Origin of the sequence: Sodalinema gerasimenkoae IPPAS B-353 (assembly GCF_009846485.1) — a bacterium.
GTDB lineage: Bacteria > Cyanobacteriota > Cyanobacteriia > Cyanobacteriales > Geitlerinemataceae > Sodalinema > Sodalinema gerasimenkoae.
Map to the genome: position 1 here is coordinate 3983581 of NZ_ML776472.1, position 13571 is coordinate 3997151.

Below are 13571 nucleotides of genomic sequence, written 5' to 3' on the forward strand. Positions count from 1 at the left end.
CTCCTAGAGGAGAGAACTGGGATCTCGGGAAAAACGATTCAGTTCCTGTTGTAAGTTTTCTACCGACATTTGTAGTTGGGCCAGGGTATCATTAGTTTGCTGGAGGGTATGACGTAGATAGTCTGAGGTTTCCTCACTAGAGCTACCCAACTGAGCGATTTCATCCCGTATTTTTTGCGCACTGAGAACTTGTTCCCGGATTCCTTGAGTGATGAGGCTAATGCGAGGGGTAATGGCTTGAACATGAGCGTCGGTAAAGGTGTTCATTTCCTCAACCCCATTGGCAACGGCGGCTTGCATATCTTGAACAATGGGGTTAATTGCTTGGGCAGTGGTTCGAGTTTGACTGGCTAGGGCGTTAATTTCTTTGGCGATAATGTTAAAGCCTTGACCTTCTTGATGTTGTTCAGAACTAATGGCTTGAATGGAGGCGTTAATAGCCAAAAATTTGGTTTGTTTGGCAATGTTATCAATGGTGCTAGTGATGCGAGTGATACGACCGGCTTGTTCGGCGATCGCACCTAATTTTGTTGATAAGGATGAGCAAGAGAGTCGCAGTTTCTCGAAGTCTGCCTCAATCTCCCCCACTGTTTTGACCAACTCCTGCGATCGCCCAGAAATGGCTTGCACCGTATGAATCACCTCAGTGGTAGATTGTAACTGTTTACCCATCATGGCTTCGAGTTCTTCACCCGAGCGTGTAATGGCAACTGTAAAGCGAGTTGAATCTAAGACCTCGTTGACTAAGTTTTTGATAAACCCGAGACTTTTTTGTAAATCTGCAAACAAAGACCGCGCCTGGCGTTGGTAAATCTGAATATACTCGATAGCAATGCCAATCAGAGGTACCAAGTAGGCTAAAATCTTCAGGAAATGAGCAATATTAAAGGCGTTATCAAATAACGCCGTTGAGCCAAACGTCATATAAGCTTGCGTGGCTGCATTGGGGATCGCACTGATGATTAACGCATAGGAAAAAGGACTAGGATTACAGTTGTAAAATTTAGGATAAACCCAAATCCCAGCTCCTATGAACAAAAGCATGGGGACAAAGTCCCAGGGTCGAGTGAGTAGGGCATCAGGATAGGTGGTTTGAGGGAGAATTTCTTGAGTAGATGTAAAGTAAATCAGACCATAAGCCAACAAACCGCACGCACCACTAATAATTAAGATAAAACCCAGATTTTGCTTCGGGTTGATATGTTTATAATTGCCATACCGACCAATCAGTAAACTCACCCCAATAATCATAATTAAGGCGTGAAATAGACGGCAAATGGCCCAGGTGAAAGGAATTAAGTTATTGGTTGGTGCGACAATTTCCAAAAGATGATTAGCCGCTAGAGTGTGAAACCCATCCATCATGCCAGCAAAAAACAGGGCCACTCCCAACACGGGTGTAATGGGATCACCACGTAAGCTGTAGTCCATTAAACTCAATAGGACAATGAGAACAGCGGTACAAACGGCACTCCATTCCAGAAGGGTATGGACAAAACTCCCTTCTAAGCTATTATGCATTGCTTCAAACAATTCCATCTGGCTCAGGTTTCCAGCCTGATCAGGGGTTAGAATTTCGCCAAAGGTTGAAAAGTCTAAACCGAGGAGATTTAGAAAAAATGGTAGAATACAAATGGCAACTACGCCCCAGGTAACAGTGGGGGGAATTCGATTTTCCGATAAATTGGAAACTTCAGACGAAATCACTTTCTTGCCAGAATCCATTAATTTTACCATGGGAAATTTTGGAGGAATGAGAAGTTATTATCTTAGATTCGCCTCAAGTCAGTTCCCGAATTACCCTGGGGGCTATCCTTTCTCAATTCTATAAACATATTGCTGAAACCTGGGACTGAACACAACTGCTATGTCCTCCAGGTTAATTCAGGATGGTCAAATTGTCGAACAGTTTGGGTGGTTTGTTATGCTTTTATTATAATTCTTGATTTGACGAAGAACTCGGTGTTGATAAAACCTCAAAGACCCACAGGTCTTCTTCTCCACCTTCAAAATGAAAACGCTCTTGCAGCCGGTCTCCGGGAGTTTGGCATTCTTCACCAACACAGAGAATATAGTTTAAAGGACGAGTGGTGGCTAACATTGCCTCTTCAAGGGTGTCAAATCGCTGGCCCGGGAAATCGCGACGACTGGGGTCATCCATACAGATGGATTGAAACTCAACCTGGGGAAGATGCAGGAGGTAGTAGTGTAGGCGAGTCGAACCCTCGGTGAAAAAGCCAACCCGACTTCCCTCGGGGAAAAACTCCGCCAGCACTTTGAGTCGCTCATCGCCATGAAATCGTTCAGCAGGGTACAGGCGATCGCGCCCCCAATCACTGCGAACCCAGTCACTAGCTTGTAGGTTCCAACGATTGGGATTATAAGTTGTCAAGATTCTAGCATCCCAGTCATATAACGAAATATACCAAAGATTTAAAATTGAGATTCCAGTAATTAGTAAGAATACTGAACTTTCCTGACGTCGCGAACGAGTGTTTCTGGACAAACACTGGGCCACACAAGCACCGGATGCGGCAAATAAGGGACTTAGCATTCTCATTTTGTACTGAGACCAAGTCGACGTGAGACAAAATATCAGTAAAAATGAGAGTAATGTTCCTGCCAATCGCTTGCTAAACTTCGGCGGTGTCCACAAACTGATCAGGATAGAGGGAAGAATGAGGAGAAGTCCTAATATCCCAAATCCCGCAAAGGCTTGGTGAGGGATTAAAACAAAACTAAAGCTTTCTCCTGCTTGCAATCCAGCATTGCCAAAGAGTGGATAAAGGATTTGATGGTATGCCTGTTTAATATGAGCAAAAATAGAAACATCAAAGATGCTATTTACTAAGTCTGGAGGAATGGGAGTTGAATCAATAAACTCTAAGGAAAAGCGCACTAAGTTTGCCAGTCCTCCTTGCAAGCCATCTTGATTTTTATGGAAGTCTACAAATCCGCGAGGGCCAGACCATGTCCCCCAAACTCGGTGATTATGAATAAATAACCACAGTTGGGACATTACCAGGAGAGGGACTATGCTAGCTAGCCAAAACAGGCGATTCTTACGAATTTCTTGAACCCAGATTCTCAACCCATAGGTTTTGATTAAGGGGATGCCATAGAGAACAAAAAGGGGGAGGGCGATGGCTAAGAATGTCGTTTTGGCAGCCACACCAAAGAGGAGGCCGATGATGAGTAAAAAAAGATTGGCTGAGGTAGGAGATGTAAAGAGGCGATCTAAAACTAGCAGGCAAAAAATTGTGGCTGAAACGGTAAAGATATTATTTTTGGCAATCCAGCCCTGAAATATGAGTTGAGGAAGGCTGGCAATGGCGAGGGTAACCGCGATCGCAAGCCTTTCTGAGACATACTTACGAGCAAGGGCATAATTTCCCAGGAGTATCGATAGATACGCGATAAAATTGAAGATACCTCCGCCCCAATCCGTATGCCAGCGCAAAAACAGATGCGCTAGAATGTCGCTACCAACAGGAAAAATAGCCCGATTAACTTGGCAGACTCGATCTAAAAATAGACTCGCTTCCTCTTGAAAAATTAAAACCCTGGTAAATCCATAGGTCACCACATCATGGGAAACTTGAGGAATTAGGATGGCTTTGAGTCCTAAGTAGATAATGGGAATTCCAGCAAAAATAGATAAAACAAAATATTTTCTGCAAACTCTGGTTGTGGCAAGACTGATGACCTTTAGGATGTGTGTTTTTTGGTGTATCAGATAACAACTAAAAATAATTAAAAGTGATTCCCAAAAAAAAGACATCTTGGGGATGCCTAACAAAAATGAAATCTGAAAAGAGAAGGATAGACCAATCAAGGCTAAATTGAGTCCAATCGCTAGAGATTCAGACAAGCGACGATTGGGATGAAAAACGACCAAGAAACCGCCAAGACAAATGACGATAATTTCTAAGAAAGAAATACCAGCTTTTACCATTAAGAACGTTTATCCAAAAGTAACTTCGTGAAATATATCGGTTTTGGACTGATTTTTAGAAGTAACCAATCACAAAATTTGATAAGCTGGCCAACCCTGTTCTAGCATCTGTTGATGTTGAGCGACGATCTCTTGAGCCTCGGGCTGTTCGGCAATATTGACCGTCTCACCTGGATCTTCAACATGGTCATATAACATACGGGCCCAAACATACCCATCATCATTTTTCCACTCGGTATATCGATAGCGATCGCTCTTGACCGAATGCCCTCCAGCGTAATAGCTAAAGGCTGCCTCTTTCCAGGGTAAGTTAGGATTCTCTAACAAAGAGACAAAACTACTGCCCTCTAAATGCTCCGGTTTCTCTAACCCGCATAAATCACAGAGGGAGGGATAAATATCTACAAACTCCACCAATGCATCTGTGCGCTGTCCCGCAGGAATCCCCGGCCCTCGAATAATCATGGGAGCGTGTAATGAGGTTTCAAAGTTAGCATGTTTACACCACAAGCCATGTTCCCCGAGTTGCCAACCATGATCCCCCCAAAGAATCACAATTGTATTGTCGGCTAAGTCCAGGCGATCGAGGGCATCGAGAATCTGCCCCACGAGCGCATCAGCATAACTGGTGGCGGCGTAATAGCCATGAATCAAATTCAGGGCCATCTCATCCGATAGGGGACCCTCGGCTGGAATCCCATAGTAATTGCGAAGTTCTCCCCAATTATGCAACGCCGCATCTGGCGCACCAGCAGGACGAAAGGGGTTATCGACAAGGCTAAGATTTTCCCGTTGATAGAGATTCCAATAGGCAGTTGGGGAGTTAAATGGCAGATGAGGGCGAAAGAGTCCAGTGGCAATAAAGAAGGGTGCGTGACCGTCTTGGAGACGTTCAAAGGTGCGAACAGTGCGATCAGCGATTTGCCCATCGGTGTAGATATTATCTACGACATTCGCCATTTCAAAAGGAGGGCCATAGGTTCCTCCATGGGCCTCAACAATAGCGCGGTTTTCTGGCGTGATATAGGATTCTAGTCCCCACATTCCCCGAGGCCGCCAAGGTTCTTCGAGCCAACTATCTTCATCATCTTGAATGACATGATAGATTTTGCCGTAGGAGATTGTTCGATAGCCTTTGTCTTTGAACCAGCGGGGCAAACTAGGTTCGTTAGGCATATCCTCGTCTTTACGCGCTTGATAGTCACTGCCAAAGCGGGTTGGGGTGGCCCGGGCTCCGGAAAGTGTACTGGCCCGAGATGCCCCGCAGATGGGAACCTGGCAATAGGCTCGTTCAAAGAGAGTGCCTTCGGCGGCCAGGCGATCGATGTTCGGGGAGATCATCTCGCTACGTCCATAGCAGTTCAGTTGGGGACGTAGATCATCGATGAGTAAGACAAGGATATTGGGGTAGTTATGGCGGCCAATTTGAGGTGAGGTCTCCGGGATATTCAGGCGATCGCAACTAGACAGAAGTTTTCCCCCAACTCCGACAGCGGTTGCTGTCATGAGTCCATTCATGAGACGACGACGGGTGATCATGGACATCGGTTTACCTCCTCAATTCCCTTCTAGAATCCGAGATTGGACGACTCAATGCTATCCCTAAAGGGTAATCTAAATCCATAAAGATATCTAATCTTACCCTGAAATCATGAAATGAACGGCTTGCCAATCAACTTAATACTGGTATCGTATCACTGAGACGACAAAACCTCAAAAATAATGGTTGCTTCTTGATTACGCTCAAACCGGAAACGTTCCCTTAACTGGGGCCCAGGGGTCTGACATACCTCTCCAACGCAGAGAACATAGTCTAGGGGAGATGATGTCTTGGATATTGCCTCGTCCAGGGTTGCAAATTTTTGCACAGGATAGGCTCGCTGCTGGACATCATCCATACAAATGTCTTTAAATTTAACTTGAGGAATATGGATGAAATAGTAATGTAAACGAGTTTCATTTTGCGTCAACAAGCCGACTCGACTTCCTTCTGGAAAAAAATCGGCTAAAGTTTGTAGTCGTTCATCTCCATAAAACTTGTTGGGGGAATAGAGGCGATCGCGCCCCCAGTCACTTTGAATCCAGTAGCTGTCCTGAATGTTCCATCTCCAAGGATAATAGCTATTCAAGACTCTTAAATCTTGCTCATATAATGAGACATAAAAAAGGAGCGAAATTGAAACAAGAGATGTGCCTAAAAGCAAAAATCTGTCTCGCCTGCCATGAGTGACCAGTCGAGACAATAGATTAGAGATACAGGGTCCCGAACAGGCGAAGAAAACAACCAACATTCTGATTTTATACAGTGACCAAGCAGAGGATAGGCAGAAAATCAGTAAAAAGGAGAGTAACGTTAATGCTACATTCCGGGTGAATGCTGGCCGAGTTCGCACACTTGCCAAAATAGAAGGGATGACAATTAGCAAGCCTAATGGACCAAAACCGCCGTGAGTCTGATGAACTCGCCAAATCATAGAAAAGGGACGTTGACTCTGTAATGCTGCTTCACCAAATACAGGGTAAAAAATAGAGTCATAGATGGAGTGTAAGAGTGCTACCGGGGAGACATTTGTGATTTGCTCAACAAAAATATTGGTTATATTAAGAAAATCGATAAACTGAAATCCGAAACGAACTAAGTTCGCAAGTCCACCTAAAAGACCGTCTTGATTTTTGTGGAAATCAACAAATTCAGGAGGTCCTGACCAATTTCCCCAAACAATATGATTATGAATAAACAGCCAGAATTGAGATAGGACAACTAAAGGAATTAAGCCAACTAACCACCAATACCAAGATTGCCGGATTTGATGAACCCAAATTCGTAATCCATACTTCCTGATAACAGATATACCGAAAAAAACGCTAAAGGGCAGGGCAAATGCCAAAAAAGTGGTTTTAGCCGACACTCCAAACGTTAAGCCCAGAAGCACTAAAAATAAATTGCGAGATGTTGGTTTATCTAGAATTCTTGTGACTGCCAGCAAGCAAAACATAGCGGCAGATGCTGTGAAAATGTTGTTCTTGGCAATCCAAGATTGCAAAAACAACTGAGGCAAACTGGCAATCACCAAGCAAACCGCAAGGGAACCCCGTTCTGATAGATATTTTCGAGATAAACAATAGTTTCCTAAAATAATTGAAATGTAAGATAAAAATGAGAAAAAGCCAACTCCTATGTCAGTGTGAAATCGCAAGAAAAGATGCGGCAATATATCAGCCCCTACTGGAAAAATTGCAGTGTGCATTTTGCATACTGAATCTAGGAATACCGTGCTTTGAGACTGAAATAAAAAGACTCTGGGCAAGTGGTAGGCTAAAACATCTAGAGATTCTTGAGGCGCAAAAAATGACTTGATTCCAGCGTAGGCTATAGGAATAAAAGATAGGCTAACAACAGCCGTATTTCTTGCGAAAAATAGAGAAAAAGACCGTAAGAGTTGCTTGAGGATATCTGTTTGTTTTAGAGTTGCGATAATAATTCCAACTGCTATGAGAATTTCTACGGCAATTGATATCTCAGGAAGTTTGATTAAAAAAGCAGCTTGAAAAATAAATGAAACTGCTATTAAGGCTAAGCCAATTCCTAAGCTTAGGGACTCTGAAAGTCGTCGCCCTGGATGATGCAGGATTAGGAATCCTCCCCAACAAAATAGCAACAGTTCTAGGAAAGAGACGAAACTATAGACCATTTCAATCACTCCGAAATTACTTTAAATTGGAGGGCTTGCAGACCTAAGCGTCGTCTGACGCTCAGGTCCGGGGACTTAGGGAAGGTTACTCGGGGGTGTTTTGTAAATCGGGACGCTCTTCATCGACGATCGCCCCCTCAACCGGACAAACTTGCAGACAAATTCCGCAATCGATACAAGTTGAAAAGTCAATCCAGTACCAGGCTGTCCCCTTTTTATTCTTACCCGGCCCGTCATGGATACAGGCCACAGGACAAGCTTCAACGCAATCGGCCACCCCTTCACAGGTGTTTGTAACAATCGTATGGGACATCAGGTTCTCCTTAGGTTCTCCTTTATTCGGCGGCGTGAACAAGCCGACACTGACACGTAGTAGATATGTAGACAGCACCGCTGTTCTCATTAAATCCGCTTCCCATTGTGACCCATCCTGAGTCTTCGCGCCCCCATCAGGGCTAACTGTTTGCGTGTGATTTGGCCGTCCGAAGACCCTAACGGGCGGAGCCTAGACCCTTGAGCTTGGTATCGTAAGGGGTAGTCACGCCTCAACTATAACCGCCATGGCTCAAACTGCGATCGTTCTCCTCTCCGGGGGCTTAGACTCCTCTACCGTACTGTATCAAGCCCAAGCTGACGGCTATCGCTGTCACGCCATCTCCTTTGACTACCAACAGCGTCATCGCCGGGAACTTCAAGCTGCACAGGATATTGCCCAGGCCGCTGGAGTCGTCAATCATCAGGTGGTGCAATTTGACCTCAGCCAATGGGGAGGGTCGGCCCTGACGGATGCCAGTTTAGATGTACCTGGCGATCGCACCCTTGCGGAGATGACCCAAGATATCCCCATCACCTACGTTCCCGCCCGTAACACCATCTTCCTCAGCTTTGCCCTGGCCCTGGCCGAAGTCCAACAGGCCCAACGCATCTACATCGGCGTCAACGCCCTGGACTATTCCGGCTACCCCGATTGTCGCCCCGACTATATTCAGGCCATAGAAGAAGCGTTCCGTCTAGGAACCAAACAAGGACGAGAGGGCAACCCCGTCAGTATTGAAACGCCCCTCATTCACCTGAAAAAAACTGAAATTATCCAACTGGGGAACCAATTAGGGGTTCCCTGGGAAAAAACCTGGTCCTGCTATGCCGGTGAAGCAGTGGCCTGTGGCGTCTGTGACTCTTGTAAACTGCGGCTGGCAGCTTTTGAAGCCCTCAACCTCACCGATCCCATTCCCTACGCCCGCTAAACTCCCCAATCACCTCTAATCACCTCCAAGGGGGCGATCGCTTTCTCAAAGTTTCTTTACAATTAAAGGAGAGCGCCAACATCAACACCGCCCATCTCACTCAGGAGGATGTCATCTCGTGGTCGAACAAACTCGACAGAACTGGGACTTCCGACGATTCCTCGATACCCTAGGTTTTTTCGGAGAAATCCCCTTCATCGGCAGTTTCACCTGGCTGCAAAAATTACTCGGTATGAAAGACGACGCCATCTTAGATAGCCCCAACAGCCCCGGAGTTGTTCTCGTCGCTGGTGCCACCGGAGGCGTGGGCAAACGAGTGGTGCAACGACTGCATCAGCAAGGGATTGCCGTGCGGGGCCTCGTCCGCAACGCCCAACGGGGGCGAGAACTCCTTGGGGATGAGGTGGATCTCGTCGAAGCCGATATAACCCTGCCTGAAACCCTAACCCCGAAAGTCTTTGAGAACGTCCGTGCCGTCATTTGCTGCACCGGAACCCGCGTGCAACCCGTCGAAGGCGATACCCCCAGCCGCGAGAAATACTATCAAGGGGTGAAATTCTATCTCCCCGAAGTCGCCGAGACTCCAGAATACATTGAGTATCAGGGGGTGAAAAACCTCGTCAACGCCGCAAAACCCTATCTAAAACAGCGGCAAAACGAAAAAATGATATTTGACTTCAGACAGCCTCTGCCCAACTTCAGCAGCCTCTGGGGAGCCGTTGATGATGTGGTGATGGGCGGTGTCAGCGAAAGTGGCATTCGTCAGATTTCTGGCGCGGCCCTGTTTGAGGGCAACGTCTCGACGGCTAACTCGGGGGGTTTTGCCTCCGTGCGGACTCGTCCCCTAGACCGACCCTTGGACTTATCGGCTTATGAGGGCATTGAGTTACGAATCAGGGGGGATGGCAACCGCTATAAATTTATCCTACGGGGCGACGATCGCTGGGATGGCATCAGTTACTGTTACTCCTTCGATACGGTCTATAACATCTGGATGACGGTGCGGGTTCCCTTTGCCAAGTTAATTCCCAACTTCCGCACCAAAACCATTGACACCGGGGAACCCTTCCCGGCTGGAACAGTGACCGCGTTCCAACTGATGTTGAGCAAATTTGAGTATGACGGCGCACTCAACCCCACGTTTTCAGCTGGGCCGTTCCGCTTGGAACTTGAATCCATGAAAGCTTACGGAGGCCCGCCGTTACCGCAATTTGTCATGATTAGTTCAGCGGGGGTCACTCGTCCAGGGAAACCGGGCCTAAACCTAGAGGACGAACCCCCAGCGGTGCGGATGAATGACCAACTCGGCGGCATCCTCACCTGGAAACTGGCTGGAGAAGACAGTGTGCGCGAGAGTGGGGTTCCCTATACGATTGTTCGTCCCTGCGCCTTAACGGAAGATGCCGGTGGTAAGCTCTTAGAGCGCGATCGCGGCGACACCATTAAAGGCCAATGTTCCCGCAACGACATCGCCCAACTTTGTATCGATCTCCTCAACGAACCGGAAGATACAAATACGACGTTTGAGGTGAGGGAGAGAGAAGAAGGCAATAGGCAGTAGGGGGAGAAGGGAACAGGGAACAGGGAACAGGGAACAGGGGAGAAGAAGGCAGCAGGCAGCAGGCAGTAGGGGGAGAAGGCAAGAGGCAAGACATTCTACTCTCTCCCTCTCCCTCTCTTCCTCCGTGTCCTCTGTGACTCTGTGGTTCCCTGTTCCCCCTATTGCCTGTTCCCCCTATTGCCTATTGCCTATTGCCTCTTCCCTCTTGCCCTCCCCGTGTTATCCTAGTGAGGTTGTCAAAATTTCGCACATCTGGCGTTTCGGGTGTTTCTGATGGGATGAGAGTTCCTCAGAGATCAAACGCTGGGTGGAGGAAAAACCCGAAAATACGGAGATTTCAAGTTTTATGGCAGTTATTACACTGGCTCAACTCCTCGAATGTGGAGTTCACTTTGGACACCAGACGCGTCGCTGGAACCCTCGGATGTCTCAGTACATCTTTACCGATCGCAACGGGGTCCACATCATCGACCTGGTGCAGACGGCGCAACTGCTCGAAGATGCGTATGACTACCTGCGTTCAGCGGCTGAAGCGGGCAAGAAATTCCTGTTTGTGGGAACCAAACGCCAAGCGGCTGCCATCATCGCTCAAGAAGCCGATCGCTGCGGGGCGTACTACGTCAACCAACGTTGGTTGGGGGGAATGCTCACCAACTGGACGACCATTAAAACCCGTGTCGAACGCCTCAAGGAACTGGAGAACCTCGAAGAATCTGGGAACTTAGATTTGCGTCCCAAAAAAGAAGGGGCCATGTTGCGCCGGGAACTCTTTAAACTGCGCAAGTACCTCGGGGGGATTAAGGGAATGCGCAAAGTTCCCGATATCGTCATCTTGGTTGACCAACGCCGCGAATACACCGCCGTTCAGGAATGCCACAAGCTTGATCTGCCCATCGTCTCCCTGTTGGATACCAACTGTGATCCGGATGCGGTCGATGTTCCCATTCCCGCTAACGACGATGCCATCCGATCGATTAAGCTAATATTGGGCAAACTGGCCGACGCGATTTATGAAGGTCGTCACGGTGAACTCGATTCTCTGTCTGAAGATGATTATGACGATTACAGCGTCGATGATTTTGAGGACGAAGATTTAGACTCCGATGACGTCTCTGATGACATTTCCGAGGAGTTCTCAGACTCTGACTCGGATGAGACCGAGCAAGAAACTGAGAAAGAGGCTGAGAAAGAAGCTGAGCCAGTGGCTCAAGCGGCTCAAACAGCCCAGTCTGAGGAAGAATAAGCAGCTTCCCTTGTACGTGTAGCACAAACGACAGAAACAGAAGCAATCATGGCGCAAATTTCAGCAAAAGACGTTAAGGAACTGCGCGATAAGACGGGCGCAGGGATGATGGACTGCAAAAAGGCTCTCAAGGAGAGTGGCGGCGATTCCGAGAAAGCCATTGAGTGGCTTCGTCAAAAAGGGATGGCTTCTGCGAGCAAAAAAGAGGGCCGTGTTGCAGCCGAAGGGCTAGTCGGAAGCTACATCCACACCGGTGGACGCGTGGGCGTTCTGATTGAAGTCAACTGTGAGACGGACTTCGTGGCTCGTCGTGAGGAGTTCCAAGACCTCGTCCGTAACATTGCTATGCAAGTCGCGGCTTGCCCCAATGTGGAATATGTCCGGGTTGAGGATATCCCCGCAGAAATTGCGGAGAAGGAGAAATCCATCGAAATGGGCCGCGAGGACTTAGCTGGGAAGCCGGAAAACATCCGCGAGAAAATCGTGGAAGGTCGGATTGGCAAACGGCTTAAGGAATTGGCTCTGTTGGAACAACCCTATATCCGGGACACCAACATCACCGTTGATGAACTGGTGAAACAAATGGTGGCACAGTTGGGTGAAAACATCCGTGTGCGTCGGTTTGTGCGCTTTGTTCTCGGTGAAGGCATCGAGAAGGAAGAAAGCGATTTCGCTGCTGAAGTAGCGGCTCAAGCTAATGTGGGCAAAAACTAAGCCAATTTAGCGAACGTTTGAGGGTTCAGGAGACGTCAGGTGCTTCTGAACCCTCTTGTTTGGGGAGACTGCTGACGATTACGGGGGATATGATGAGATGACTGGATCAACGGAGCGACTCTATCAAACGCTGGAGCGTCTGAGCGGTGAGTTATCGCAACTGTCAGATCAGTTTGAGGACACCTACCGCGAATATATTACTGCTCTGGCTAATGCGGTACGTCATCAACTGATCTTGGCAACCTATCACCTCTGTACTCAGGGCTATCCAGAGGCATTTTTGGCCCTCTCATTTTCCCAGCGGCAGGCGTTGCAACTCAAGATTCGCCAACTGGCTAAACAGGCAGAACCCTCAATGTTACAAGGGTTCTATCGCGCTACGGTGGAGGTCATACAGGAAGCTCGTTCAGTGACGGAGTCCCCTAAACCGACGTCTGAACCGGCGACGGACCAGCCAGATGAGGATGACGAGTCTGAGGAGTTGGAATCTCTGAGTCAGAGTGATCAGGCGGCGTTAGAAGCGTTCGCGGAAGAGTTTGAGTTACCGGATGATTTGTTTACTCGTGTGGGAATTGCTGGGTTAACGTCGGAGGGGGGAGATGAGGAGGAAGTGCCTTTTCTAGAGACGGACTCTCCTGAGTCGAAGGCCCAGGATTGGCTTGATTTAGAGGATGCGGAGAGTTTACCGTCTCTGTCAGATTATGATCCGATGAGTCCTGAGTTGATTGCCAGTTGGCAACGGACGGTGGAACAGAAGATTGTACGGGTGCTGTCGCAGTTATCACAGCAGGTAAACCGTTTGTTGCAAAGTCGGGGGATTTTGCCGGCAACGATTCCCCCGAAGTTAGTACAGGCGGCGACTCAGGTGGATGCGACGGCGGATACGGCCAGCAATGTGCCCAATTTGTTGAAGTTGTTGGTGGAAACGGAGGCGGGGGATGAGTCCCGATCGCAGGTGGCCCAGTTGTTAGCGGTTCGCCTCCGTCTGTCGGATATTGAGTTTGCGGACCCGACGCTGAAAACCTGGCGCGATCGCCTCCGCAAGTTATCGTCGCAATTGGTAACGGTGGGACGCACCTATCAGCAAAAACAGCGACAACGGGCCGTGATTGAGGCAGAATCGGCCTGGCGATCGAGTTGGTTTGAGGAGGACGATTAGCCT

The 13571-nt window shown here is 48.0% G+C and carries 10 protein-coding genes; 5 read left to right on the top strand and 5 right to left on the bottom strand.

Going from position 1 to position 13571, the window contains the following annotated elements:
* Nucleotides 1–3 precede the first annotated feature (3 nt).
* The 5 genes from L855_RS17235 to L855_RS17255 all read right to left on the bottom strand — a co-directional run bounded on the left by L855_RS17235 (nucleotide 4) and on the right by L855_RS17255 (nucleotide 7960).
* Nucleotides 4–1737 (bottom strand): methyl-accepting chemotaxis protein, encoded by a 1734-nt coding sequence (locus L855_RS17235; RefSeq protein WP_219729936.1) that lies wholly within the window; start codon nucleotides 1735–1737, stop codon nucleotides 4–6.
* A 196-nt stretch (nucleotides 1738–1933) separates the two neighbouring features.
* Nucleotides 1934–3583 (bottom strand): hypothetical protein, encoded by a 1650-nt coding sequence (locus L855_RS17240; protein ID WP_159790092.1) that lies wholly within the window; start codon nucleotides 3581–3583, stop codon nucleotides 1934–1936.
* 441 nt (nucleotides 3584–4024) lie between these two features.
* The gene (locus tag L855_RS17245; protein WP_159790094.1) at nucleotides 4025–5500 is read right to left on the bottom strand and encodes a sulfatase; all 1476 of its coding nucleotides are present in this window, start codon (nucleotides 5498–5500) and stop codon (nucleotides 4025–4027) included.
* 149 nt (nucleotides 5501–5649) lie between these two features.
* The gene (locus L855_RS17250) at nucleotides 5650–7647 is read right to left on the bottom strand and encodes a glycosyltransferase family 39 protein (RefSeq protein ID WP_159790096.1); all 1998 of its coding nucleotides are present in this window, start codon (nucleotides 7645–7647) and stop codon (nucleotides 5650–5652) included.
* Between the two features lie 85 nt (nucleotides 7648–7732).
* Nucleotides 7733–7960: a ferredoxin family protein gene (locus L855_RS17255; RefSeq protein ID WP_068787621.1), complete on the bottom strand. Its 228-nt coding sequence runs from the start codon at nucleotides 7958–7960 to the stop codon at nucleotides 7733–7735.
* Between the two features lie 247 nt (nucleotides 7961–8207).
* Between L855_RS17255 and queC the strand changes: the two genes are divergently transcribed.
* From queC to L855_RS17280, 5 genes are all read left to right on the top strand, one after another.
* Entirely contained in the window at nucleotides 8208–8891 is a 684-nt protein-coding gene (gene queC, locus L855_RS17260; RefSeq protein WP_159790098.1) for a 7-cyano-7-deazaguanine synthase QueC, read from the top strand.
* A gap of 118 nt (nucleotides 8892–9009) precedes the next feature.
* The gene (locus tag L855_RS17265; protein WP_246199001.1) at nucleotides 9010–10452 is read left to right on the top strand and encodes a CIA30 family protein; all 1443 of its coding nucleotides are present in this window, start codon (nucleotides 9010–9012) and stop codon (nucleotides 10450–10452) included.
* 346 nt (nucleotides 10453–10798) lie between these two features.
* On the top strand, nucleotides 10799–11695 hold the full coding sequence (gene rpsB, locus L855_RS17270) for a 30S ribosomal protein S2 (protein WP_159790100.1): 897 nt from the start codon (nucleotides 10799–10801) through the stop codon (nucleotides 11693–11695).
* A 48-nt stretch (nucleotides 11696–11743) separates the two neighbouring features.
* On the top strand, nucleotides 11744–12409 hold the full coding sequence (gene tsf, locus L855_RS17275) for a translation elongation factor Ts (protein ID WP_159790102.1): 666 nt from the start codon (nucleotides 11744–11746) through the stop codon (nucleotides 12407–12409).
* A 97-nt stretch (nucleotides 12410–12506) separates the two neighbouring features.
* On the top strand, nucleotides 12507–13568 hold the full coding sequence (locus L855_RS17280; protein WP_159790104.1) for a hypothetical protein: 1062 nt from the start codon (nucleotides 12507–12509) through the stop codon (nucleotides 13566–13568).
* Nucleotides 13569–13571 lie beyond the last annotated feature (3 nt).

Coding starts and splice junctions, on each gene's coding strand:
- L855_RS17235 (WP_219729936.1), bottom strand. CDS start 1,737: ATGGTAAAATTAATGGATTCTGGCAAGAAAGTGATTTCGTCTGAAGTT.
- L855_RS17280 (WP_159790104.1), top strand. CDS start 12,507: ATGACTGGATCAACGGAGCGACTCTATCAAACGCTGGAGCGTCTGAGC.
- L855_RS17250 (WP_159790096.1), bottom strand. CDS start 7,647: ATGGTCTATAGTTTCGTCTCTTTCCTAGAACTGTTGCTATTTTGTTGG.
- tsf (WP_159790102.1), top strand. CDS start 11,744: ATGGCGCAAATTTCAGCAAAAGACGTTAAGGAACTGCGCGATAAGACG.
- L855_RS17255 (WP_068787621.1), bottom strand. CDS start 7,960: ATGTCCCATACGATTGTTACAAACACCTGTGAAGGGGTGGCCGATTGC.
- L855_RS17245 (WP_159790094.1), bottom strand. CDS start 5,500: ATGTCCATGATCACCCGTCGTCGTCTCATGAATGGACTCATGACAGCA.
- queC (WP_159790098.1), top strand. CDS start 8,208: ATGGCTCAAACTGCGATCGTTCTCCTCTCCGGGGGCTTAGACTCCTCT.
- rpsB (WP_159790100.1), top strand. CDS start 10,799: ATGGCAGTTATTACACTGGCTCAACTCCTCGAATGTGGAGTTCACTTT.